Origin of the sequence: Streptomyces sp. SDr-06 (genome assembly GCF_003324565.1) — a bacterium.
In the GTDB taxonomy this organism is placed as follows: domain Bacteria; phylum Actinomycetota; class Actinomycetes; order Streptomycetales; family Streptomycetaceae; genus Streptomyces.
The window spans coordinates 49215-72356 of record NZ_QOLA01000021.1; the positions used below are offsets into that span (position 1 = coordinate 49215).

At 70.3% G+C, this 23142-nt stretch carries 24 protein-coding genes; 16 read left to right on the plus strand and 8 right to left on the minus strand.

The window, feature by feature from the left end; all coding sequences use genetic code 11:
- Positions 1-32: 32 nt before the first annotated feature.
- The 4 genes from DT019_RS31070 to DT019_RS31085 all read right to left on the minus strand — a co-directional run bounded on the left by DT019_RS31070 (position 33) and on the right by DT019_RS31085 (position 4345).
- Complete coding sequence (locus DT019_RS31070; RefSeq protein ID WP_114040306.1) at positions 33-2063, minus strand: ABC transporter permease; 2031 nt, start codon at positions 2061-2063, stop codon at positions 33-35.
- A gap of 100 nt (positions 2064-2163) precedes the next feature.
- Positions 2164-2979 carry a molybdate ABC transporter substrate-binding protein gene (gene modA, locus DT019_RS31075; RefSeq protein WP_114040307.1) on the minus strand — a complete coding sequence of 272 codons (816 nt, stop codon included), beginning with the start codon at positions 2977-2979 and terminating at the stop codon, positions 2164-2166.
- Between the two features lie 149 nt (positions 2980-3128).
- Positions 3129-3524 (minus strand): molybdopterin-binding protein, encoded by a 396-nt coding sequence (locus tag DT019_RS31080; protein WP_114040375.1) that lies wholly within the window; start codon positions 3522-3524, stop codon positions 3129-3131.
- A gap of 236 nt (positions 3525-3760) precedes the next feature.
- Entirely contained in the window at positions 3761-4345 is a 585-nt protein-coding gene (locus tag DT019_RS31085; RefSeq protein WP_114040308.1) for a hypothetical protein, read from the minus strand.
- Between the two features lie 174 nt (positions 4346-4519).
- Here DT019_RS31085 and hemL point away from each other — a divergent pair, with 174 nt between their 5' ends.
- The 7 genes from hemL (at position 4520) to ccsB (ending at position 12266) form a co-directional block, all read left to right on the plus strand.
- Positions 4520-5842, plus strand: coding sequence for a glutamate-1-semialdehyde 2,1-aminomutase (hemL, locus tag DT019_RS31090; protein ID WP_114040309.1), 1323 nt, complete (start codon positions 4520-4522; stop codon positions 5840-5842).
- Complete coding sequence (locus DT019_RS31095; RefSeq protein ID WP_114040310.1) at positions 5839-6534, plus strand: histidine phosphatase family protein; 696 nt, start codon at positions 5839-5841, stop codon at positions 6532-6534. Before hemL ends, DT019_RS31095 begins: the two co-directional genes overlap by 4 nt.
- 273 nt (positions 6535-6807) lie before the next feature.
- Complete coding sequence (locus tag DT019_RS31100) at positions 6808-8016, plus strand: hypothetical protein (RefSeq protein ID WP_114040376.1); 1209 nt, start codon at positions 6808-6810, stop codon at positions 8014-8016.
- A gap of 77 nt (positions 8017-8093) precedes the next feature.
- Positions 8094-8702 (plus strand): TlpA family protein disulfide reductase, encoded by a 609-nt coding sequence (locus DT019_RS31105; RefSeq protein WP_114040311.1) that lies wholly within the window; start codon positions 8094-8096, stop codon positions 8700-8702.
- Positions 8703-8709: 7 nt separating this feature from the next.
- On the plus strand, positions 8710-9471 hold the full coding sequence (locus DT019_RS31110) for a cytochrome c biogenesis CcdA family protein (protein ID WP_411292755.1): 762 nt from the start codon (positions 8710-8712) through the stop codon (positions 9469-9471).
- 3 nt (positions 9472-9474) lie between these two features.
- Positions 9475-11178 (plus strand): cytochrome c biogenesis protein ResB, encoded by a 1704-nt coding sequence (locus DT019_RS31115; protein ID WP_114040312.1) that lies wholly within the window; start codon positions 9475-9477, stop codon positions 11176-11178.
- Positions 11175-12266: a c-type cytochrome biogenesis protein CcsB gene (ccsB, locus tag DT019_RS31120; protein ID WP_114040313.1), complete on the plus strand. Its 1092-nt coding sequence runs from the start codon at positions 11175-11177 to the stop codon at positions 12264-12266. The genes DT019_RS31115 and ccsB overlap by 4 nt, the downstream gene beginning before the upstream one ends.
- Before the next feature lie 260 nt (positions 12267-12526).
- On the opposite strand, the gene DT019_RS31125 is transcribed toward ccsB, so the two are convergent.
- Complete coding sequence (locus tag DT019_RS31125) at positions 12527-12874, minus strand: PLD nuclease N-terminal domain-containing protein (RefSeq protein ID WP_114040314.1); 348 nt, start codon at positions 12872-12874, stop codon at positions 12527-12529.
- A gap of 88 nt (positions 12875-12962) precedes the next feature.
- On the opposite strand from DT019_RS31125, the gene DT019_RS31130 reads away from it, so the two are divergent.
- The 3 genes from DT019_RS31130 (at position 12963) to DT019_RS31140 (ending at position 16178) form a co-directional block, all read left to right on the plus strand.
- On the plus strand, positions 12963-14420 hold the full coding sequence (locus DT019_RS31130) for a menaquinone biosynthesis decarboxylase (protein ID WP_114040315.1): 1458 nt from the start codon (positions 12963-12965) through the stop codon (positions 14418-14420).
- Positions 14421-14502: 82 nt separating this feature from the next.
- The gene (mqnP, locus tag DT019_RS31135; RefSeq protein WP_114040316.1) at positions 14503-15405 is read left to right on the plus strand and encodes a menaquinone biosynthesis prenyltransferase MqnP; all 903 of its coding nucleotides are present in this window, start codon (positions 14503-14505) and stop codon (positions 15403-15405) included.
- A gap of 47 nt (positions 15406-15452) precedes the next feature.
- On the plus strand, positions 15453-16178 hold the full coding sequence (locus DT019_RS31140) for a UbiX family flavin prenyltransferase (RefSeq protein WP_189390085.1): 726 nt from the start codon (positions 15453-15455) through the stop codon (positions 16176-16178).
- Here the strand turns inward: DT019_RS31140 and DT019_RS40820 are convergent.
- Complete coding sequence (locus DT019_RS40820; protein ID WP_262985355.1) at positions 16175-16300, minus strand: hypothetical protein; 126 nt, start codon at positions 16298-16300, stop codon at positions 16175-16177. The genes DT019_RS31140 and DT019_RS40820 overlap by 4 nt on opposite strands.
- 142 nt (positions 16301-16442) lie before the next feature.
- On the opposite strand from DT019_RS40820, the gene DT019_RS31145 reads away from it, so the two are divergent.
- From DT019_RS31145 to DT019_RS31165, 5 genes are all read left to right on the plus strand, one after another.
- The gene (locus DT019_RS31145) at positions 16443-16892 is read left to right on the plus strand and encodes an Lrp/AsnC family transcriptional regulator (RefSeq protein ID WP_053728817.1); all 450 of its coding nucleotides are present in this window, start codon (positions 16443-16445) and stop codon (positions 16890-16892) included.
- Positions 16893-16947: 55 nt separating this feature from the next.
- Positions 16948-18111: an aminofutalosine synthase MqnE gene (gene mqnE, locus DT019_RS31150; protein WP_114040317.1), complete on the plus strand. Its 1164-nt coding sequence runs from the start codon at positions 16948-16950 to the stop codon at positions 18109-18111.
- Between the two features lie 11 nt (positions 18112-18122).
- Positions 18123-18647 (plus strand): GNAT family N-acetyltransferase, encoded by a 525-nt coding sequence (locus tag DT019_RS31155; protein WP_114040318.1) that lies wholly within the window; start codon positions 18123-18125, stop codon positions 18645-18647.
- A 58-nt stretch (positions 18648-18705) separates the two neighbouring features.
- Positions 18706-19002, plus strand: coding sequence for a DUF4229 domain-containing protein (locus tag DT019_RS31160; RefSeq protein ID WP_189390087.1), 297 nt, complete (start codon positions 18706-18708; stop codon positions 19000-19002).
- Between the two features lie 408 nt (positions 19003-19410).
- The gene (locus DT019_RS31165) at positions 19411-20748 is read left to right on the plus strand and encodes a dicarboxylate/amino acid:cation symporter (protein WP_114040319.1); all 1338 of its coding nucleotides are present in this window, start codon (positions 19411-19413) and stop codon (positions 20746-20748) included.
- Positions 20749-21363: 615 nt separating this feature from the next.
- Here the strand turns inward: DT019_RS31165 and DT019_RS40825 are convergent.
- On the minus strand, positions 21364-22383 hold the full coding sequence (locus tag DT019_RS40825; protein ID WP_114040320.1) for a D-alanyl-D-alanine carboxypeptidase family protein: 1020 nt from the start codon (positions 22381-22383) through the stop codon (positions 21364-21366).
- On the minus strand, positions 22380-22655 hold the full coding sequence (locus tag DT019_RS31175; protein ID WP_114040321.1) for a hypothetical protein: 276 nt from the start codon (positions 22653-22655) through the stop codon (positions 22380-22382). Before DT019_RS31175 ends, DT019_RS40825 begins: the two co-directional genes overlap by 4 nt.
- Positions 22656-22889: 234 nt before the next feature.
- Here DT019_RS31175 and DT019_RS31180 point away from each other — a divergent pair, with 234 nt between their 5' ends.
- Positions 22890-23141 (plus strand): hypothetical protein, encoded by a 252-nt coding sequence (locus tag DT019_RS31180; protein ID WP_114040322.1) that lies wholly within the window; start codon positions 22890-22892, stop codon positions 23139-23141.
- Position 23142 lies beyond the last annotated feature (1 nt).

The following is a 23142-nucleotide window of genomic DNA, read 5'->3' on the forward strand; positions in this document are numbered from 1 at the left end:
CGCCCCCGGGCAGCCAGTCTAGAGGCGCCGGCTCACAGGGACACGAGGGTCACCTCGGTTGCCTTCACGCTCGACCACACGGCCGCGCCCTCCGCGAGTCCCAGCTCGGCGGCCGCCTCCGGGGTGATCTCCGCGATCAGGTCGGGCGACTCGGCGGACCCGATGAGCACCCGCAGCCTGCTTCCGCTCGCGGTGATCTCCCGTACGGTGCCGGGCCAGACGTTGCGGGGGCTGCCATCGGGACGCTTGCGGTGCACGGACACGGACTCCGGCGCGATGATCGCCAGTGCCCGGCTGCCCTCGCGCAGTGGCTCGGCCGCGACGATCCGCCCGCCGCCGGCCAGCGCGAGCCCGTCGCCGTTCGCCTCCCCGGCCCACGCGTTGCGGCCCAGCATCCGGGCCACCCAGGGGGAGCGGGGATTGCGGGTGACCTCGGCGGGCGGCGCGTCCTGGAGCGCGCGCCCGGCATCGAGTACGAGGACCCGGTCCGCCAGGGAGACGGCCTCGACCGGGTCGTGGGTCACCATCAGGCAGACACCGGCGAAGCCCGCCAGGTGGGTGCGCAGGGTGTGGCGCACATGGGCCCGGGTCGTCTGGTCGAGGGCCGCGAGCGGCTCGTCGAGGAGCAATAGCCGGGGGCGTGCGGCGAGCGCCCGCGCCAGGGCCACGCGCTGGGCCTGGCCGCCGGAGAGCTGTGCGGGCTTGCGCTGGGCGAGGTGCCCGACACCGAGCCGGTCCAGCCAGTCCTGGGCGGCGGCGCGTGCCGCACGCCGGGAGACGCCTTGTGCGCGCAGCCCGTACGCCGTGTTGGCGAGCGCGGTCAGTTGCGGGAACAGCGCACCGTCCTGCGGCACCCAGGCGACCCCGCGCTTGTGCGGCGGCAGGGTGGTGACGTCGAGCTCGCCGAGGCGCAGGTCGGCGTGCGCGCGGGGGGTGAGGCCGAGCAGGGCCCGCAGCAGGGTGGTCTTGCCGGCGCCGTTCTCGCCGACGACCGCGATGGTGGTCCCGGGGTCCGCCTCCAGGGTCAGCTGATTGAAACCGGTCACCTCGGCGTGCAGCGCCCAACTCGCCTCATCCAGAGCTGAGTTGGGGATTTCTGCGGGCCGGGGTGCGCCCGGGCGGGCGGCGCCCTCCGGGCCGCGGGGAGAGGCGGTCGTCCCGAAGCCGGGGCGTGCGCTGTCGGGGTCGGCCGGGCTCGTACGCGCCGGGTCGGTGTCCGGCGGCGCGGTGTCCGCGCGTACGGGGGCGGCGGCTGAGCCGCGTACCGAGGCGGAGCCGGTCCAGCGGCCGCGCAGGGCCACGAGCACCGCCATGGCGATGGCGAGCAGCAGCAGGGAGACGGAGGTCGCGGCCTCGGGGGAGTCCTGGAGCAGGAGATAGACCTGGAGCGGCAGGGTCTGGGTGGTGCCGGGGAGGTTGCCGGCGAAGGTGATCGTCGCGCCGAACTCGCCGAGCGCTCGGGCCCAGGTGAGCGCGGCGCCCGCGGCGAGGCCCGGCGCGACCATGGGCAGGGTCACCGTGAGGAAGACCCGGAAGGGCGAGGCGCCGAGCGAGGCGGCGGTCTCCTCGTAGCGGGGTCGCAGCCCACCGAGCGCGCCCTCCAGGCTGATGACGAGGAACGGCATCGCGACGAAGGTGGCGGCGACCACGGCGCCGGAGGTGTGGAAGGGGAGGGTGATGCCGAAGGTGCCCTCGAGCCAGGGCCCGAGCAGCCCGCGCCGCCCGAAGCCGAGCAGCAGGGCGACACCGCCGACCGTGGGCGGCAGCACCATGGGCAGCAGGACGAGTGAGCGCACCAGGGCCTTGCCCGGGAAGTCGACCCGGGCAAGCAGCCAGGCCAGGGGCACACCGAGAAGAAGGGAGAAGCCGAGTGCCCAGAACGAGACGACCAGCGAGAGCCGCAGGGCCTCGGTGACATCGGGGCCGGTCAGGTGCGTGCCGAGATCGCTCCAAGGGGTGCGGGCCAGGATGCCGAGGAGCGGCATCAGCAGGAACGCGACGGCGAGCAGCGCGGGCAGCGCCAGAGCGACGGGCGGACGCGGGCGGGAGCGGCTGCGAGTCATGGGAGGTCCCGGTGTCCTGATGGCGCGGGGCCTGCCCGCCCGGTGTGAACGGGCAGACCCTGCACAGTGGTTGAGCGTGGTGGACCGGACGGGCGCGCGGTTACGGCTGCTGGAAGCCGGCGCCCTGGAGGATCTTCTGCGCCTCGGGAGAGGACAGCCACTTCACGAACGCGGCGGCGGCGTCCGCGTTCTTCGAGGTCTTGAGGGTGGCGGCCGGGTACTTGGCGACGGCGTTCTGGGCGTCCGGGATGTCGACCGTGTCGACCTTGCCCTTCGCGGAGGCGGCGTCGGTCTTGTAGACGATGCCGGCGTCGGCCTCGCCCAGCTCCACCTTGCTGAGCACGGCGCGCACGTTCGGCTCCTGGGAGACCGGCTTGACCGTGATCTTCTGGGCGTCCAGGACCTGCTTGCTGTACCGGCCGACCGGCACCTCCGGCGCCGCGAGGACGACCTTCAGATGGGTGTCGGACAGGTTCTTCAGGCCTTCGACCTTCTTCGGGTTGCCCTTGCCGGTCGCGATGACCAGGCGGTTTTTGGCGATGACCGACGCATCGTTCACGCCCGCCTTGAGGCCGTCCATGGTCTTGGTGTCCGCGGTCACCAGGGCGTCGGCGGGCGCGCCCTGCTTCACCTGGGCGGCGAGCTCCTGCGACCCCGCGAAGGAGAACTTCACGTGGGTGCCCGGGTGCTCCTTCTCGTAGGCGGCGCCCGCCGCCTTGAAGACGTCGGTGAGCGAGGAGGCGGCGAGGACCGTCAGCTGAGCCGCCTTCGGCGCGTCGCCGGAACTGCCGGACGGCGAGGCGGTCTTGTCGCCCCCGCTGCTCTTGTCGCTGCCGCAGGCGGCGGCCAGCGGGATGAGCAGGGCGGCGGAGACGACTGCCGCGGCGGCGCGGCGGCGCCTGGTGCTGAGAGCCATGACAGACATGGGTGGTGCTCCTTCGGATGGTGGTCGAGCCGCGCCGGGAGGAGAGGGGCTTCCCCCTGCCGGGCATCCGGGCCGGATGTCCTGGGAGGAACGGGGAAGGGCGACGCCGCGGGGACGTTCGTGAGAGGCCTGACGCCGACCTAGGTGCGGTCGATGTGCACGCTGGTGGACTTCACCCGCGCGGTGGCCTGCATGCCCACCTCAAGGCCCAGCTCCTCGACGGCCTCCCGGGTCAGGAGGGAGACCAGCCGGTGCGGACCGGCCTGGATCTCGACCTGGGCCGCGACGTCACCGAGCTTGACGGCGGTGACGATGCCGGGAAAGGCGTTGCGGGCGGAGGTGTAGGGCACCTCTTCCTCGCCGTTGGAGGACTGGCCGACCTCGATGGAGAAGGCGGCCAGGTCCCGCCCGTCGATGAGCCGGCGGCCGCCTTCGTCGCGATGGGTCGTGACGCGGCCGCCGTCGGCCCAGCGGCGCACGGTGTCGGGGCTGACGCCGAGCAGACGCGCTGCCTGGCCGATGGTGTAGGACTGCATGTGCGCCAAGATAAGCGGCTTCGCGCCGCATACACAAAGGATCCGTCCGAACCTACACGGCGTTTGCGAGGCCGAATGGATGAAGGTCCAAGCTGGTCGTCGCGCCCGGTCGGGCGTTGGGTCCCGCCGCCCTCGGCGCAAGCCCGTGCCCCGCGGGACCTTGGGCCCGACCTCCCGAAAGCGGCACGGTCGTCCCGGCCGTGCGGTGCCGGGAAGGTCGCGGTCCGGTCAGCCGGTCAGGGCCACACCAAGCAGTACGGCTGATGCCCCGCCTCATGCAGCCGGTGCGAGAAGTCCTGCCATTCGTGCAGGAGTTGATAGACGTTGAAGGCGTCACGCGGGCCGCCGCGGTCCGGGACCGTGGACCAGATGAAGGCGGCTGCGCCGACCGATTCCTCCCCGACGCCGCGCAGCGGGTCGACGACCGTCATGGGGAGCTTGACCACCGCGTAGTCGGGGTGGAGCACGACCAGTTCCAGGGGTGGGACCTTGTGCAGCGGTATGCCCTGGATGCCGGTGAGGACCATCGCGGCCATCGTCTCCGGTTTGATCTTGGTGAACATGCCGCCCATGCCCAGCTCGTCACCACCGAGCTCCTCGGGGCGCATGGTCACGGGCACCCGCGCCGCGGTCGCGCCGTCCGGAGCGCCGAAGTACTTGTAGGTCACCCCCACCCGGCCACTTCCGTTCCCCGCCCCTGCGACGTCCCCGACCCGGTCGATCCGGTCCTGGGCGTCGCGTCGCCGGTGCCGTCCCCGACGGTGGGCGCGCTCGGGACCCCGGTCATCGGTCCCTTCGCCCAGTCCGCCACCGCGATGCATATCCTTCACCCGACTGCTTGTAGCCCGACTGCTTTGTAGATGGCACGGCCCCCACCGCGCAACCCGATCATCCGCCGATGCAACTCGATCATCTGCGGATCATCGTGTCATTGACCTCCCCCGCGCGGGTGCGGTGAAACACCAGTCCGCAAGAACGTCCGGCCCTCTGCCACCATGGCGTGTGTGAGCTATCCGTACGAATACGACGCCCCAGTTTCGCAGAACCTCTTCGACCGCGCGTCCGCCGTGACGCCCGGCGGCGTGAACTCCCCCGTCCGTGCCTTCCGGGCCGTGGGCGGTACGCCCCGGTTCATGGTGTCCGGTACGGGTCCCTACCTGACCGACGCCGACGGCCGCGAGTACGTCGACCTGGTGTGCTCGTGGGGCCCGATGATCCTCGGGCACGCGCACCCGGAGGTCACGGCCGCCGTGCAGGAGGCCGTCGCGCGCGGCACCTCCTTCGGCACGCCCGGCGAGGGCGAGGTCGCGCTCGCCGAGGAGATCGTGGCCCGGGTCGGCCCGGTCGAGCAGGTCCGCCTGGTGTCCTCGGGCACCGAGGCGACCATGTCCGCGATCCGCCTGGCCCGTGGCTTCACCGGCCGCGCCAAGGTGATCAAGTTCGCCGGCTGCTACCACGGTCATGTGGACGCGCTGCTGGCCGCCGCCGGTTCCGGGGTCGCCACGTTCGGCCTCCCCGACACCCCCGGGGTGACCGGCGCCCAGGCCGGCGACACCATCGTGCTGCCGTACAACGACCTGGACGCGGTGGACGCGGCGTTCCACGCCCACCCGGGCGAGATCGCCTGTGTGATCACCGAGGCCTCGCCCGGCAACATGGGCGTCGTCCCGCCGGGGGACGGCTTCAACGCGGGCCTGAAGGCGGCCTGCGCGAAGAACGGCGCGCTGTACATCTCCGACGAGGTGATGACCGGCTTCCGTACGTCGAAGGCGGGCTGGTTCGGCGTCGACGGCGTGGTGCCGGACCTCATGACGTTCGGCAAGGTCATGGGCGGCGGCTTCCCGGCCGCGGCGTTCGGCGGCCGGGCCGATGTGATGGGTCACCTCGCCCCGGCGGGCCCCGTCTACCAGGCGGGCACCCTCTCGGGGAACCCCGTCGCGACGGCCGCCGGGCTCGCCCAGCTGCGGCTCCTCGACGACGCGGCGTACGACAAGGTCGACGCCGTCTCCCGGGAGATCCAGGCGCTCGTCACCGCCGCGCTCAGCAAGGAGGGCGTCGCCCACCGGCTGCAGACGGCGAGCAACATGTTCTCCGTCTTCTTCACGGCCGACGAGGTCCGCGACTACGACGACGCGAAGAAGCAGGAGGCGTTCCGCTTCAACGGGTTCTTCCACTCGATGCTGTCGCAGGGCGTCTACCTGCCGCCGTCGGCCTTCGAGTCCTGGTTCGTGTCGACCGCCCACGACGAGCGCGCGATCGAGCGCGTCGCGGCCGCGCTGCCCGCCGCCGCCCGTGCCGCAGCGGAGGCCACCGCATGAGCGAGAACACCAACGCCGGGAACGAGCTGACCGTCGTGCACCTGATGCGCCACGGCGAAGTGCACAACCCGGACGGGGTGCTCTACGGGCGGCGCCCCGGCTACCACCTCTCCGAGCTCGGCCGGCAGATGGCCGACCGGGTCGCCGAGCACCTCTCGGGCCGTGACATCACCCATGTCGTGGCCTCCCCCCTGGAGCGCGCCCAGGAGACGGCGACGCCGATCGCCAAGGTGCTCGGCCTGGACCTGGCCACCGACCCTCGCCTGATCGAGGCGGCCAACGTCTTCGAGGGCAAGACCTTCGGGGTCGGCGACGGCGCCCTGCGCAAGCCCGCCAACTGGAAGCACCTGACGAACCCGTTCCGCCCGTCCTGGGGCGAGCCGTACGTGGAGCAGGTCGTGCGCATGATGGGCGCCCTGGACGCGGCGCGCGACGCGGCCCGTGGCCACGAGGCGGTGTGCGTCAGCCACCAGCTGCCGATCTGGATCGTGCGCAGCTTCGTCGAGAAGCGGCGGCTGTGGCACGACCCGCGCAAGCGGCAGTGCACCCTGGCCTCGCTCACCAGCTTCACCTATCAGGGCGACCGGATCGTGTCCGTGGGCTACAGCGAGCCCGCCCGCGATCTCGTACCGGCGCACCTGCTGGCCGGGGCCAAGCCGGTCAAGGGCAAGTCGAAGGCGTTCGGCGCCTGACGCACCCGGCCGGCCGGACCTCCGGCCGGCCGGCCCGCGCCGCCCGGCCCCGGGTGAGCACCCCCCCCACCTCTCCGACCCGCACTCCCCACCTCGTACGGTTTAAGAAGATTTGTGCGAGCCGCGGGGAACCATCCCTGTTTCGCCCGGCATCTCACAAATTGCCCAACTGCGGTGACGCGCTTGGGTTCGAGGACGACGAGACGACGGTGCGACGCGATGGGAACGGACGGGCTTATGCGGGAGATCGGTCGGAACTTCAGCCGAAGGGGCATGCTGGGACTGGGTCTGGGGGCCGCCGCGGCGGCCGGGCTTGCCGGATGCGGCAGTTCGGGCGGCGGCGGAGCGGGCGGCAAGACCGGCGGCGACGCGGCCGGTAAGAAGGCCGACGCGAAGCTGATAGGCGACGGTTCCACCGCGGACACCGGCAAGCAGCCGCACCAGCCCGACAAGCCCGTCCCCCTTGAGCCCGGCCAGACCCCGCCCCAGTTCGTCGTCTTCTCCTGGGACGGCGCCGGCGAGGTCGGCAACGGCCTCTTCCCGCGCTTCCTCCAGCTCGCCAAGGACCACGGCGCGGGCATGACCTTCTTCCTCTCGGGGCTCTACCTGCTGCCCGAGGCGAAGAAGCGGCTCTATCAGCCGCCGAACAACCCCGTCGGCGCCTCCGACATCGGCTATCTCTCCGACCCCCATCTCAAGGAGACGCTGAAGTACGTCCGCCAGGCCTGGACCGACGGCCATGAGATAGGCACCCACTTCAACGGCCACTTCTGCTCCGGGCGCGGCACGGTGGAGCACTGGACCCCGGCCCAGTGGCAGAGCGAGATAGACCAGGCGATCGACTTCGTCACCAAGTGGAAGACGAACACGGGCTGGACGGACGAGGACCCGCTGCCCTTCGACTACCGCCACGAGCTCGCCGGCGGCCGCACCCCCTGCCTGCTCGGCCAGGACAACCTGCTGCCCACCGCGCAGAAGATGGGCTGGCGCTACGACGCCTCGTCGCCCGGCGGCACCCAGGTGTGGCCGGTCAAGCGACACGGCCTGTGGGATCTGCCGCTCCAGCAAATACCCTTCCCCGGGCATTCCTTCCAGGTCCTCTCGATGGACTACAACATCCTCGCCAACCAGTCGCAGAATTCGACCAAGGCGCCCCCGGCCAACTACCCGGGCTGGCGCAAGCAGGCGACCGAGGCCTATCTCGCCGGATTCAAGCGCGCCTACGAAACCAATCGCGCGCCGTTCTACATCGGCAACCACTTCGAGGAGTGGAACGGTGGCATCTACATGGACGCCGTCGAGGAGGCGTTCAAGGGCATCGCGGCGCAGCGCGACGAGAAGAAGGATGTGAGGCTCGTCTCCTTCAAGCAGTACGTCGACTGGCTCGATGTACAGGACCCGAAGGTGCTCGCCAAGCTCCGTACGCTGGGCGTGGGACAGGCCCCCACCGGTGGCTGGAACGCGTTCATGAAGTCCGCTTAGGCGTTCCTGACAAGGGGCTTTACGGGCAGCCAGGGGGGCGGGCAAGATCCCCGAAACCGCCATGCGAAACTTTTCACATGTCCGTGAGTCCTGCCTTCCGACGCCGTCGCACCCTGACGCTGGCCGCGGCTGCCGCGGCCGCCGGTGCGCTGACCCTGACGGCCTGCGGTTCCGGTGGTACGTCCGGTGGTTCCGGTGACACCAAGTTCGTCACCGGTACCGGCGGGATCGCCACCGTGGCCAAGGGCGGCCGCCAGAACGCCCCGGAACTGTCCGGTGAGACCGTCGACGGCAAACAGCTCGACGTCGCCTCCCTCAAGGGCAAGGTCGTCGTCCTGAATGTGTGGGGCTCCTGGTGCGCGCCCTGCCGGGCCGAGGCGCCGTATCTGGCCAAGGTCTCCAAGGACACGAAGGCCAAGGGCGTCGAGTTCGTCGGGATCAATACCCGGGACACCGACAAGGGCCCGGCCCAGCGGTTCGAGAAGGAATTCGGGGTCGACTACCCGAGCCTGTACGACCCGATCGGCAAGCTCATTCTGCGTTTCCCGAAGGGCAGCCTGAATCCGCAGGCCATTCCGTCGACGATCGTTCTCGACCGGAACGGAAAGATCGCCGCCCGCGCCCTGATGGCGCTCGACGACACGAAGCTGCACCAGATGATCGACCCGCTGATCGCGGAGAAGTGATCGCGTGATGGCACTGGCCGCCGTCGGCGGAATGAATGAGACGGTCTTCAGCGGCGCCCTTCTGGTGGCCCTGCCGGTCGCCGTACTCGGCGGCCTCGTCTCGTTCTTCTCGCCCTGTGTGCTGCCGCTGGTCCCCGGCTACCTCTCGTACGTCACCGGAGTCACCGGCACCGACCTGGCCGAGGCCCGGCGCGGCCGCATGGTGGCGGGCGCCAGCCTGTTCGTGCTCGGCTTCACCGCCGTCTTCGTCTCCGGCGGCGCCCTGTTCGGCTACTTCGGCAGGAACCTCCAGGAGTACGGGGACACGCTCTCCAAGGTCCTCGGGGTGCTGATGATCCTGATGGGCGTCTTCTTCATGGGCCTCATGCCCTGGATGACCCAGCGCGAATTCCGCTTCCACCGGCGGCCGGTGACCGGTCTGGCGGGGGCGCCGCTGCTCGGCGCGCTCTTCGGCATCGGCTGGACACCGTGCCTGGGCCCGACGCTCACCTCGGTGAACGCGCTGGCCATGGACCAGGCGAGCGCGGGCCGCGGGGCCATACTGACGGTCGCGTACTGTCTCGGCCTCGGGCTGCCGTTCGTGCTCGCGGCGGTCGCCTTCCGCAAGGCGCTCGGCGCCTTCGGCTGGGTCAAGAAGCACTACGTATGGGTGATGCGGATCGGCGGCGGCATGATGATCGTGACCGGTGTGCTGCTGCTGACCGGGGCTTGGGCGGAGCTCGTCCAGCAGGTACAGGGCTGGTCCCAAGGCTTTCAGGTGGGTGTCTGACGCATGAGCAAGACCGAATCGACTCCGGAGCCCGACCTCGGCGAGGCCGGGTCGCAGCTTTCGACCGCCCCGACCGAGGAGCGGTCCAACGGCCCGGTCGGCATCGGCGTCCTCGGCTGGATCCGCTGGTTCTGGCGGCAGCTGACCTCGATGCGGGTCGCCCTGATCCTGCTCTTCCTGCTCTCGCTCGGCGCGATCCCCGGCTCGCTGATCCCGCAGACCAGCGTCGACGAGATGAAGGTCGCCGACTTCCAGAAGCGGCACGACACGCTCACGCCGATCTACGAGAAGCTCGGCCTCTTCCACGTCTACAGCTCGGTGTGGTTCTCCGCGATCTACATCCTGCTGTTCGTCTCGCTCATCGGCTGCATCGTCCCGCGCACCTGGCAGTTCGTCGGCCAGCTGCGCGGACAGCCGCCGGCCGCGCCCGGCCGCCTGACCCGGCTGCCCGCGTACACGACCTGGCGCACCGAGACCGAGCCCGAGCAGGTCCGCGAGGCCGCGCTCGCGATGCTCAAGAAGCGCCGCTTCCGCGCCCGGATCAGCGGCGACGCCGTCGCCGCCGAGAAGGGCTATCTGCGCGAGGCCGGCAACCTGATCTTCCACGTCGCGCTGATCGTGATCCTGGTGGCGTTCGCCGCCGGCCAGCTCTTCAAGTCCGAGGGCGGCAAGCTCGTCGTCCAGGGCGACGGCTTCTCCAACACGCTCACGCAGTACGACGACTTCAAGTCGGGCTCGCTGTTCGACACCGGGGACCTGGCGCCGTTCAGCTTCACCCTGGACCGCTTCGACGCGTCGTACGAGCGCAGCGGGCCCGAGCTGGGCACGGCCCGCGAGTTCAAGGCACACCTCACCTACTCCGAGGGTGCCAACGGCAAGGCGCAGCAGAAGACCGTCGAGGTCAACAAGCCGCTCATCGTCGACGGCTCCAAGGTCTACCTGCTCTCCCACGGCTACGCCCCGTCGGTCACCGTGAAGGACGGCCGGGGCAACGTCGTCTTCCACGGCGCGGTGCCGCTGCTGCCGATGGACAACAACCTGACGTCCAGCGGCGCCATCAAGGTGCTCGACGGCTACCGCGACGCCCAGGGCAACAAGGACCAGCTCGGTTTCGCCGCGTTCTTCGTGCCGACCTTCGGCGGCAAGGGCACCGGCGCGACCCAGATGTTCTCGAAGTTCCCCGCGCCCGACTTCCCGGTCCTCAACGTCGGCGCCTACCACGGCGACCTCGGTCTCAACTCGGGGCTGCCGAAGAACGTGTACCAGCTGGACACGAGCAGCCGCTCCATCAAGCCCTTCAAGGACGCCCAGGGCAACATCCTGAAGAAGCTGCTGCTGCCGGGCGAGAGCCTCGAACTGCCGGACGGCGCCGGGTCGATCACCTTCGACAAGGGCCCCATCCCGCAGTGGGCGAGCTTCCAGATCTCCCACCAGCCCGCCAACGGTCTCGCCCTCACCGGCGCGATCGCGGCCATCGCGGGCCTCGCCGGCTCGCTGTTCATCCAGCGGCGCCGGGTCTGGGTCCGCGCCGTCAAGGGCGACGACGGCGTGACCGTGGTCGAGATGGCCGGGCTCGGCCGCAGCGAGTCCACGAAGCTTCCCGAGGAGCTGGCCGATCTCGCGGTCACGCTCATCCCACAGGCGCCGACCGCGCCGGATCCCGAACCCGAACCCTCAGTTGTTCCTGCCGAAGGGGCTGAGAAGTGAATCTCGCCGCCACCACCAATGAGAGCCTGGCGCACACCAGCAATTACCTGATCTACTCGTCGATGGCCGTGTATCTGCTGGCCTTCTTCGCCAACATGGCCGAGTGGCTCTTCGGCAGCCGCAGCAAGGTCGCCCGCACCGCGGCCGCGCTGACCGGCGCCGGGCAGAACGCCAAGGACGCGGGCACCGTCAAGGTCGAGGTCGCCACTAAGAACGGCGGCACCGCCGTCCTGGAGCGCCCGAAGGTCGTGACGCGGTCCGCCAGCGGTTCGCGCGACGTCCCGGACGGCCCCGGCGCCTCCGGCGGGGACGAGAAGGGCGACCTCTACGGCCGCATCGCCATCTCCCTGACGGTCCTTGCCTTCCTCATCGAGTTCTCCGGTGTGCTGGCCCGCGCGCTGTCCGTGCAGCGGGCGCCGTGGGGCAACATGTACGAGTTCAACCTGACCTTCTCCACGGTCGCGGTCGGCGTGTACCTGGGCCTGCTCGCCCTGAAGAAGAACGTCCGCTGGCTCGGCCTTCCGCTGGTCACCACGGTCCTGCTCGACCTCGGCCTCGCGGTCACCGTGCTCTACACCGCCAGCGACCAGCTGGTCCCGGCCCTGCACTCGTACTGGCTGTGGATCCACGTCTCCACCGCGATCTTCTGCGGCGCGGTCTTCTACGTGGGCGCGGTCGCCACGCTCCTCTACCTCTTCCGCGACCGGTACGAGACCAAGCTCGCCGAGGGCGGCAAGCCCGGCAGCTTCGCGACCTCCGTCCTGGAGCGGCTGCCCGCGGCCGCCACGCTCGACAAGTTCGCCTACCGCGTGAACGCGGCCGTCTTCCCGCTGTGGACGTTCACGATCATCGCGGGCGCGATCTGGGCGGGCGACGCCTGGGGCCGCTACTGGGGCTGGGATCCCAAGGAGACCTGGTCGTTCATCACCTGGGTCGCGTACGCCTGCTACCTGCACGCCCGGGCCACCGCCGGCTGGAAGGGCCGCAAGGCCGCGACGCTCGCGCTGATCGCGTTCGGGTGCTGGCTGTTCAACTACTACGGCGTGAACATCTTCGTGAACGGAAAGCACAGTTACGCGGGGGTCTGAGTCGGTACCCAGTACCGGGGTGGGGGCCCTCTGGGGCTCCGCCCCAAACCCCGTTCGCGCCTAAAGGGCGCTCGTCCTCAATCTCCCCCAAGGCCTTAAGGGCCAGGGGGGACCCCATGACGGGCTAAAGATGCCCCTGTCGGCCAGCACCGACCCTGCCAGGGGCGCGGGGAACTGCGCGAGCAACCACGTACGGTCCGCGGCATAACGAACTCCCCCGGAGGGGCTGGGGGAGGGGCGGGGCCGGGGCCCAAGCGGGCCTAGTCCTCGCCCCGTTCGCGCCGCTTGAGCTCTTCCTCGCGGCGGCGCAGGTCCGCCTCCCAGTCCTTCAGAAGCGCCTCGTCCTTCTTGTTCTCCTCCTTGAGGGAGGCCAGGAAGGCCGGGTTGTCGTCGGGGGCGGTCCAGCGCCCAGCAGGGTTCCCGCCCCGGACCTTGCCCGCGGCCAGCCAGGCGATCGGCCCGATCAGGAGCTCGCCGAAGAGCAGGACGATGATGATCCACACCACTTTGGGGAGGCCCTTGACCTCTTCCTCGGGGGTGTTGAGGCAGTCGATGAACGCGTAGATCCACAGCGCCAGGACCAGCAGGAACGGCAGATACCTGAGCATGGTTGGAGAGTCCCCCCGGGAACGGTTGCGGGCCGTGCCTCGGCCCCGGTGACCGGCCCAGGGTAGCGGGTGCCCGATACTTGACCCCATGGCTTACGACGATCTCCGATCGCTGCTCAGGGCGCTGGAGCGCGAGGGCGACCTCAAGCGCATCAAGGCCGAGGTCGACCCGTATCTCGAAGTCGGCGAGATCGTCGACCGGGTCAACAAGGCCGGGGGCCCCGCCCTCCTCTTCGAGAACGTCAAGGGCGCGTCGATGCCCCTGGCCATGAACGTGTACGGCACCGACCGCCGCCTCCTGAAGGCGCTGGGGCTCACGTCGTACGAGGAGATCAGCGAGAAGATCGGCGGGCTGCTGAAGCCGGAGCTTCCGCAGGGCTTCGTCGGCGTCCGCGAGGCCTTCGGCAAGCTCGGCTCGATGGTGCACGTGCCGCCGAAGAAGGTGAAGCAGGAGGCGGCCCCCGTCCAGGAGGTCGTCCTCAAGGGCGACGACGTCGATCTGGACCAGCTGCCCGCGCTCTTCACCTGGCCCGAGGACGGCGGCTCGTTCTTCAACCTGGGGCTCACCCACACCAAGCACCCCGAGACGGGCGTGCGCAACCTCGGGCTCTACCGGCTCCAGCGCCACGACAAGCGCACCATCGGCATGCACTGGCAGATCCACAAGGACAGCCGCAACCACTACGCGGTCGCCGCCAAGCGCGGTGAGCGGCTGCCGGTCGCCATCGCCTTCGGCTGCCCGCCCGCCGTCACATACGCCTCGACCGCGCCGCTGCCCGGCGACATCGACGAGTACCTCTTCGCCGGGTTCATCCAGGGCAAGCGGATCGAGATGGTCGACTGCAAGACGGTGCCGTTGCAGGTCCCGGCCAACGCCGAGGTCGTCATCGAGGGCTGGCTGGAGCCGGGCGAGATGCTGCCCGAGGGCCCGTTCGGCGACCACACCGGGTTCTACACCCCGCAGGAGCCGTTCCCCGCGCTGACCATCGACTGCGTGACGATGCGCAGGCGCCCGCTGCTCCAGTCGATCGTGGTCGGTCGGCCGCCCACCGAGGACGGGCCGCTGGGCCGGGCCACGGAGCGGTTCTTCCTGCCGCTCCTCAAGATCATCGTGCCGGACATCGTGGACTACCACCTGCCGGAGTCGGGCGGCTTCCACAACTGCGCGATCGTCTCGATCGACAAGAAGTACCCCAAGCACGCCCAGAAGGTCATGCACGCGATCTGGGGCGCGCACATGATGTCGCTGACCAAGCTGATCGTGATCGTGGACGCCGACTGCGACGTCCACAACCTGCACGAAGTGTCCTGGCGGGCCTTCGGGAACACCGACTACGCCCGCGACCTGACCGTCGTGGAAGGCCCGGTCGACCACCTCGACCACGCCTCGTACCAGCAGTTCTGGGGCGGCAAGGCGGGCATCGACGCGACCGCGAAGTGGCCCGAGGAGGGGTACACGCGGGACGGTGGATGGCCGGCGATGGTCGAGTCGGACGCGGAGACGGCCGCACGGGTGACAAGGCGTTGGAAGGAGTACGGGCTGTGAGGTGCCGACAGATGAGGGTGAACAGCGGCGCGGAGGCCGGGTCCCCCCGCCCGCGCGGGAACGAACCGGAGCGCGGACGCCAGTGAGTGCTTCAGCCGCAGCGGTCCCGCAGCCGGGCCGCACCAAGGCGTTCCTGCGCCTGGTCATGATCGAGCACTCGGTCTTCGCGCTGCCCTTCGCCTACATCGCCGCGCTGACCGCGATGTTCCAGCTCGACCGGAACATCCACTGGGGGCGGCTGCTCCTGGTCACCGTCGCCATGGTGGGGCTGCGCACGTTCGCGATGGCCTGCAACCGGATCATCGACCGCGAGATCGACGCCCGTAACCCGCGCACCGCGGGCCGCGAGCTGGTCACCGGCGCGGTCTCGGTGCGCTCCGCCTGGACGGGCGCGCTCATCGCCCTCGTCGTCTTCCTCGGCGCGGCCGCGGCGCTCAACCCGCTGTGCCTGGCGCTCGCGCCGGTCGCCGTCATCCCGATGGTGGTCTATCCGTACGGGAAGCGGTTCACCAACTTCCCGCAGGCCATCCTCGGCATCGCACAGGCGATGGGCCCGGTCGGCGCCTGGATCGCGATCACCGGGTCCTGGTCGTGGGACGCGGTGATCCTGGGTCTCGCCATCGGCATCTGGATCGGCGGCTTCGACCTGATCTACGCCTGCCAGGACGTCGAGGCCGACCGCGGCCACGGGGTGAAGTCGGTGCCGGCCCGCTTCGGCATCCCGGCCGCGATTTACGGTGCGCGCGGCTGCCACACGGTGACGATGGCCCTGCTCGTCTGGTACGCCCTCGCCACCGGCGCCGGGTTCTTCTTCTGGCTGGGACTGCTCGTCGTGCTCGGGGCCTTCCTCTACGAGCACACCCTGGTCAAGCCGCACGACCTCTCGCGTCTGAACCGGGCGTTCTTCCAGGTCAACGGCTTCATCGGGATCGCCCTTTTCGTCTGCGCGCTGATCGACCTGCTGGTGCGGGGCCTCACGCTCTAGCCACCTGACCCGGACCCGGGCGCGGGTCGCCGGATAGGCTCGGACACGTGGAGCACGTGAACGTACACAGTCAGCAGCGCAAGCCGTGGGTGGTCGGGATCTCGGGTGCGTCCGGGACGCCGTACGCGGCGGCGGTGCTGCGCGCGCTGCTGGCCGCCGGGGAGAGCGTGGACCTGGTGGTCTCGCGGGCCTCGCGCCTGACGCTGCTCGACGAGACCGGCATCGCGTTCCGCGACGCGCACTGGCAGGACGATCTGCGCACGTGGCTGGCGCGGGGCGCGGACGGCAAACCGGGCACGTTCGGCGCGGTGGACGTCTCGGACGTACGGCACTGGGCGGCCGGGGACCTGGCGGCGGGGCCCTCGTCGGGCTCGTACCCGGTGCGGGGGATGCTGATCGTGCCGGCGTCGACGGCCTGTGTGGCCGGGGTCGCGCTCGGGCTTTCGAAGGACCTGTTGCAGCGGGCCGCGAGCGTGACGCTCAAGGAGCGGCGGAAGCTGGTGGTCGCGGTGCGCGAGACGCCGCTGAACGGACAGACGCTCAAGCACCTGGTGACACTGGACGAGGCGGGCGCGGTGGTGCTGCCCGCCTCTCCGGCGTTCTACGCGGGGGCGACGCACATCCAGGATCTGGTGGACTTCGTCGCGGGGCGCGTACTGGACGCGGCAGGGGTGCCGCACGGCCTGTACCGCCGTTGGGAGGGAGAGCTGGGGTCGGGATCCGCTCCGGTCGAGCGGGGCCGGGACCTTGGAGGTGGCTCTCGCGAGAACTAGCGCTTCTTGGCGGCGCGCTTGGGGGCGCGGGGCTTCGTCGCGGACGGCTGGTGGGCACGGGACCGGTTGGCCAGGTCCTGAAGCTCGCGCATCCGGGCGTAGGCCATCTCGATCGTGTACACGGTGACAACTCCTGAAAGATCGTCTTTGATCTGCTGGAAATTTATGCAAGCAGCTGAATGATTCGCAGGGTGTCGCCCCTGCATGCCTTAGATTCTACACTTAAACTCGCGGTATCGCTGAACAATGGAAGGCTTCAGGCATATGGACGCCGTCGATAGGCAGCTCATCCAGGCACTGCGGGAGAACGGCAGGGCCTCGTACGCGGAACTGGGCCGGCTCGTCGGGCTCTCCGGCCCCAGCGTCACCGACCGCATCAACCGTCTGGAGGCCGCCGGTGTCATCACCGGATACCGCGCCACCGTGGACGCGGCCTCGCTCGGCCTCGGCGTCACCGCGCTGATCGGCATCTCGCTCTCGGACGCCGCCGACCACGAGGACGTGGCCCGGCGCCTGCGCGACCTCGCCGAGATCGAGGACTGCTGGTTCATCGCGGGCGACGACTCGTACATGCTCAAGATCCGGGCCGGGGACGTCGACGGCCTGGAGAAGACGATCCGCAGGCTCGGCTCGACCAAGGGCGTCTCGCGCACCCGTACCACGATCGTGCTCTCCACCAAGTGGGAGAACCGGGTCGGGGAACTTCCCGAGTAGGGCGGGGCGTACCTTTGGTGGAGCCTGAAAGACACACGTATGGGAGGCGGCCTTGATGGACGCGGGACTCAAGCGCGAGCTGGAGCAGAAGGTCCGGGCCGGCGAGCGGCTCAGCCGCGAGGACGGCGTCGCGCTCTACGCGTCGGACGATCTGGCCTGGCTCGGCGGGCTCGCCCACGAGGTGCGCACGCGCAAGAACGGTGACGTCGTCCACTTCAACGTGAACCGTCACCTCAACATGACCAACGTGTGCACGGCGTCGTGCGCGTACTGCTCGTTCCAGCGCAAGCCGGGCGAGAAGGACGCGTACACGATGCGCATCGAGGAGGCCGTCCGCCTCGCCAAGGCGATGGAGAACGACAACCTCACCGAGCTGCACATCGTCAACGGGCTCCACCCGACGCTCCCGTGGCGCTACTACCCGCGTTCGCTCAAGGCCCTCAAGGAGGCGCTGCCGAACGTCGGCCTGAAGGCGTTCACGGCGACCGAGATCCACCACTTCGAGACGATCTCCGGGCTGAGCGCGAGCGAGATCCTGGACGAGCTCATCGACGCCGGCCTTGAGTCGCTGACCGGCGGCGGCGCCGAGATCTTCGACTGGGAGGTCCGCCAGCACATCGTGGACCACCGCACGCACTGGGAAGACTGGTCGCGCATCCACCGCCTCGCCCACGAGAAGGGCCTCAAGACGCCCGCGACCATGCTGTACGGGCACATCGAGGAGCCGCGTCACCGCGTCGACCACGTGCTGCGGCTGCGCGAGCTCCAGGACGAGACCGGCGGCTTCCAGGTCTTCATCCCGCTGCGCTACCAGCACGACTTCGTGGACATGCAGGACGGCAAGGTCCGCAACAAGCTCCAGGCGCGCACCACGATGGCGACGGGCGCCGAGTCGCTGAAGACCTTCGCGGTCTCCCGCCTCCTGTTCGACAACGTGCCGCACGTGAAGTGCTTCTGGGTCATGCACGGCCTCCAGACCACGCAGCTCGCGCTCCAGCACGGCGCCGACGACATGGACGGCTCGGTCGTCGAGTACAAGATCACGCACGACGCCGACAACTACGGCACGCCGAACAAGCTCACCCGCGACGACCTGCTCGACCTCATCCGCGAGGCCGGCTTCCGCCCCGTGGAGCGCAACACGCGGTACGAGATCATCCGCGAGTACCCGGGCCCGGACGCGGAGCTGCGCGAGGCGCCGCAGCCGATGCGCTTCTGAACGAGGGCCCCATGGCACTGACCTTCCAGCTCGACCCGGCGGTCACCCCGGCTCTGCGGGACGACATCCTCGGCCTGTGGGCCGAGGTGTCCAACGCGGGCGGGGCCGTCGGGTTCGTGCCGCCGGTCTCCATCGAGGACGTACGGCCCGAACTGGTCAAGCACCTCGCGGCCATGGCCGAGGGCCGGATGCGGCTGGTCGTCGGGTTCGACGAGGAGGGACGCGCCGCCGCCACGGCGTTCGTCGCGTACAACACACACCGCCTGATGGCGCACTGGGTGTGGCTGTACACCGTCATGGTGCACCCCGCGCACCAGGGCAAGGGGTACGGCCGCGACCTGATGCGGGCGACCGCCGACGCGGTGCGCGGCCTCGGCGGCATCGACGCGATCCGGCTCACCTGCCGGGGCGGCACCGGCGCCGACCGGTTCTACACGGCGTGCGGTTACAAGGAGGTCGGACGGGTGCCCGGCGCGATCCGGGTCGCCGACGGTGACGACCGCGACGACATCATCATGCTGCTCCCCCTGAACTGATCCAATTGTGGGCGTGCTTCACTAGTCGGACAGGGCCACCGTAGAGAGAAGGTCAGTCGTGAACGCCGCCAAGCCGAGCGCCACCATCTGGTACACCATGCTGCGCGTGGGGATCTTCATCGGCAGCCTGGTCTTCGTCGGCCTGCTGGTCCAGTTCGGTGTGCTGCCCAAGGGGCTCGGCCACTCCAACTTCATCTGGGTGATCCTGCTCGCCCTGGTCATCTCCGCGCCGCTCAGCTTCGTGCTGCTGCGCAAGCAGCGCGACGCGATGTCCGCGCAGCTCGTCACCAAGGTGGAGAGCGCGAAGGCGAAGCTGGAGGCGAACCGGTCCCAGGAGGACCGTCTCGCCCAGTAGGCGCCCCGCGCAGGACACACCCCACCCTTCTCGTACGGCCCGGCCCCGGAGCTCACCGCTCCAGGGCCGGGCCGCCGCTGTTTCCGGCCGGGCGGGAGCGGCTTCCGGTCATCCCGGGGTAAAAGAACTGCTTTGAGGTTCTCAAAGTTCAAGTGTTAACGTGTTCGACATGACGACAGCAGCAGTGCACCAGCACCCCACCGGCGGAGCCGTTCCGCTCGTGGCGCGTCTGCATGTCGACCTCTGCCGCTGCATGTCCGCGGTCTGTTGCCGCGACGTCTGACCCCGGCATCATGCGGCGGCGTCTTCCGCGTTACGTGACCGGTCCACGCTGACCAGTCCCCTGTGAACGGGCGCCGCGCTCATCTTCGAACGTCGATCAGTCCCCGTCTCCGCTCACCCGGGAGTATGTCCGTGTCCTCCGCGACCGCCCAGGAGAAGCCCAAGCGCGGCTCCTCCATATCCTCGATATTCTCGAAGTTTCCCTTCTGGGCCCAGATCATCGCCGGCCTCGTCCTCGGCGGCCTGCTCGGCTGGCTCGCCCGCAGCCAGGACATCGGCTGGCTCAAGGACACCCTGGAGCAGATCGGCAGCATCTTCGTCCAGCTCCTGAAGCTGGCCGTGGCGCCGCTCGTCTTCTTCGCGATCCTGGTGTCGATCACCAACCTCCGCAAGGTCAACAACGCCGCCCGGCTGGCCTCGCGCACCCTGCTCTGGTTCATGATCACGTCGCTGATCGCGGTGGCCATCGGCCTCGTCATCGGGCTGCTCACCAACCCGGGCGCGGGCACGGGGCTGACCCCGAAGGACGGCAAGCTCCCCAAGCACACGGGCTCCTGGCTGGACTTCCTGACCGGGATCATCCCGACGGACGTGGTGACGCCGTTCACCGAACTCAACGTCCTGCAGATCGTGTTCATGGCCGCCGTCGCCGGCATCGCGCTGCTCCAGCTCGGCGAGAAGGCCAAGCCGATCCTCACCCTCAGCGAGGCCGTTCTGGAGCTGCTCCAGAAGGCGCTGTGGTGGGTCATCCGGCTCGCCCCGCTCGGCACGCTCGGCCTCATCGGCTTCGCCATCGCCGACTACGGCTGGGACCTCATCGGCAAGTACGCCACCTTCACCGCGGACGTCTACATCGGCTGCGCGCTGGTGATGTTCGGGGTCTACCCGCTGCTGCTCGCCACCGTCGCCAAGGTCAACCCGGTCCAGTTCTTCAAGGGTGCCTGGCCCGCGATCCAGCTCGCCTTCGTCTCCCGCTCCTCCGTGGGCACGATGCCGCTGACCCAGAAGGTCACCGAGCGGCTCGGTGTGCCCAAGGAGTACGCGTCCTTCGCCGTGCCGTTCGGCTCGACCACCAAGATGGACGGCTGCGCGGCGATCTACCCGGCGCTCGCGGCGATCTTCATCGCCCAGATCTTCGACGTGCACCTCGGTGTCGGCGACTACGTCCTGATCGCGTTCGTCTCGGTCATCGGTTCGGCGGCGACGGCGGGTCTGACGGGCGCCACGGTCATGCTGACCCTGACCCTCTCCACGCTGGGCCTGCCCCTGGAGGGCGTCGGCCTGCTCATGGCGATCGACCCGGTCCTGGACATGATGCGTACGGCCACGAACGTGGCGGGGCAGGCGCTGGTACCGGTCATCGTGTCGGCGCGGGAGAAGATCCTGGATCTGGACGCGTTCAACCGGGCGTCCGGGTCGCCCGTGGAGGAGTCCTCCGACTCCCCGGTGCCGGTCGCGGCGTAGCCCCTCCGGGGGTGCGGCCTCTGTGACCCGGGGTCGGGGCGGGCCTCCTGGGGCTCCGCCCCAGACCCCGGGGGTTCGCCCACCCGCCCGCCCGTGCAGGGGGTTGGATGGCTTGAGCCCTGGGGCTGCGCCCCAGACCCCCTGCGGGGACTTCGTCCCCTGCGCCCCTGGGGGTTTGCCCGCCCGCCCGTGCAGGGGGTTGGAGGGTTCTGTTCTGGGGCTGCGCCCCGGGACCCGGCGGGGGCTCTGCCCCCTGCGCCCCTGGGGGTTCGCCCACCCGCCCGCCCGTTGCGCGGGGTTGGAAAGCTCAGCCCTGGGGCTCCGCCCCAGACCCCCAGCGGGACTCCGTCCCCTGCGCCCCTGGGGGTTTGCCCGCCCCCCTGCCCGTGCAGGGGGTTGGGTGGTTCGGCTCTTGGGGCTGCGCCCCGAGCCAGGGCGGGGACTTCGTCCCCTGCACCCCTGGGGCTGCGCCTCGGGCCCCGCGGGGACTTCGTCCCCTGCGCCCCGGGGGGTTCGCCCGGGTAGGGGGCATGGGGCGCGGGTCCTGGGGGTTTGCTCGGCTGTTGGAACGCGGGGTTCGCTTCCACCCGCTCAGGGGCGCGGGGAACTGCGCGATCAGCCACGTACGGTCCGCGGGGGGACGAGGTGGGGTGCCAAGTCCTCCACACCCTCCCGGCCCCGCCCAGCCCCCGTCTCCCACCGGAGGTTTTCGGGAAGGGGCGGGGTGGGGGAGATCACCAGAGTCCCCGCCCCCCGCCGCACCCCCCGCACCAGCCCCCGGCTGCACGCCCACACCGCCGCCCTCGCCCGGACCGGCGACCGCCCCACGCGCTGGGCCAGGACCGCGCCCAGGACCAGGCGCCGGGCCCCGCCCACATCGGCGTACGCCGCCCACAGGCCGTTCCCGCCCGCCGGCGTACTCGTCCCCGTCTTCAGGCCGACCACCCCGTACCGCCCCAGCAGCCGGTTCGTGGTGTGGGCCTCGCCGTGGCCTCCGGGGAGCCGGACGGAGGGGGTCGAGACGATCGTCCGGAACACCTCGTTCCGCATCACCGCCCCCGCCAGCGTGAGCAGGTCGCGCGCCGTGCTGACATTCCCCGCGTCCATGCCGCAGGAGCCGGTGAACCGAGAATGGGTCAGGCCCAGTTCGGCCGCGGCCTCGTTCATCCGGCGTACGAAGGCCGCCTCGGAACCGGCGGTCCGGCGCGCGAGCAGCCGGGCGATGTTGTTGCCCGACGGGATCAGCATGAATTCCAGCAGGTGCCGCAGCGGGTACTCCTGCCCCTCCTCTACGGGCACGACCGACTCGATCGCCGAGGCGGACTCCTCGGCGGCGGCGCGGTCGACACGGATCACGGGACCCGCATCCCGCGGCCCCAGCGGAAACGCCCGCAGCACCACGTACGCCGTCATCACCTTGGTGATGCTCGCGATCGGCACCGGCGTCTGCTCGCCGAGCGTGCCCAGGCTGCCCACCCCGACGACCTCCACGCTCGCCTGCCCCTCCCGGGGCCAGGGCAGCGCGTTCCTCGACCCGACGCGGTGCGCCCCGGCGAGAGCGGCGTCGCCGAACCGGCAGGCCGTGAGCCAGGCGCGCGCGGGGAGTTCGGCGGCCCCGCGCAGGAGCGCGCTCACCGGAGCCCCGACTTCGTCCCCAGGCTCCGGCCGAGCACGCCGACGCTCACCATCGTCGCGCCGAGGCACAGCCCGACCGCGCCGAGCGTGCCGGCGGGCTGCCAGGATTCGCCCGCCGCCGAGTCCGTCAGGAAGGCGCCGGTGATCAGCACGAGGGACCCGATGAGCAGCGCCGCTCCGACGGCTCCCGTCGTCATCGTCCAGAGCGTGGTGAACCTGCGGGACCGGACCGCGGGCGTGGCGTCGGAGGGGATGTGTCCGGGGGTCTTCATGGCCTGCTCCTCATGCTTCGGGGTGACTGCTGTGGCGGCTCCGTCTCGGGGGCGGAGAGTCACTTCGAAGCCTGAACGGGCGGCGTATCAGGGCCCGGACGGTTGTGTATCGGCCTCCGCGCCGCTGTGTACCAATGGCCACCACCCCCGCTGCCCGGCAGCCGCCCTGCCCGCGCCGCCCACCCTTGCCGCGGGCCGCGCGGCGTCGACCTCGCCAAGTACAAGGGCCCCGCGATGGACGACGTCGGCCGTGACGGATACGTCGCTGGGGCCAAGGAGGCGGGTCGGACGCAGGTCGTCCTCGACCTGTGGGTCGGCAAGGACGACCTCGTCCTCAAGTCCCAGGAAGCGGGCAAGGGCAAGCAGGGCGACGAGGTCGTGACCGAGGAGTACTCGGCCTACGGCGTCGACCCCAAGCTCGATGCCCCGCCCGCGTCGTCGGTCCTCACCTGGGACGAGTACATGGGGGCCCTTTCGAAGGGCTGAG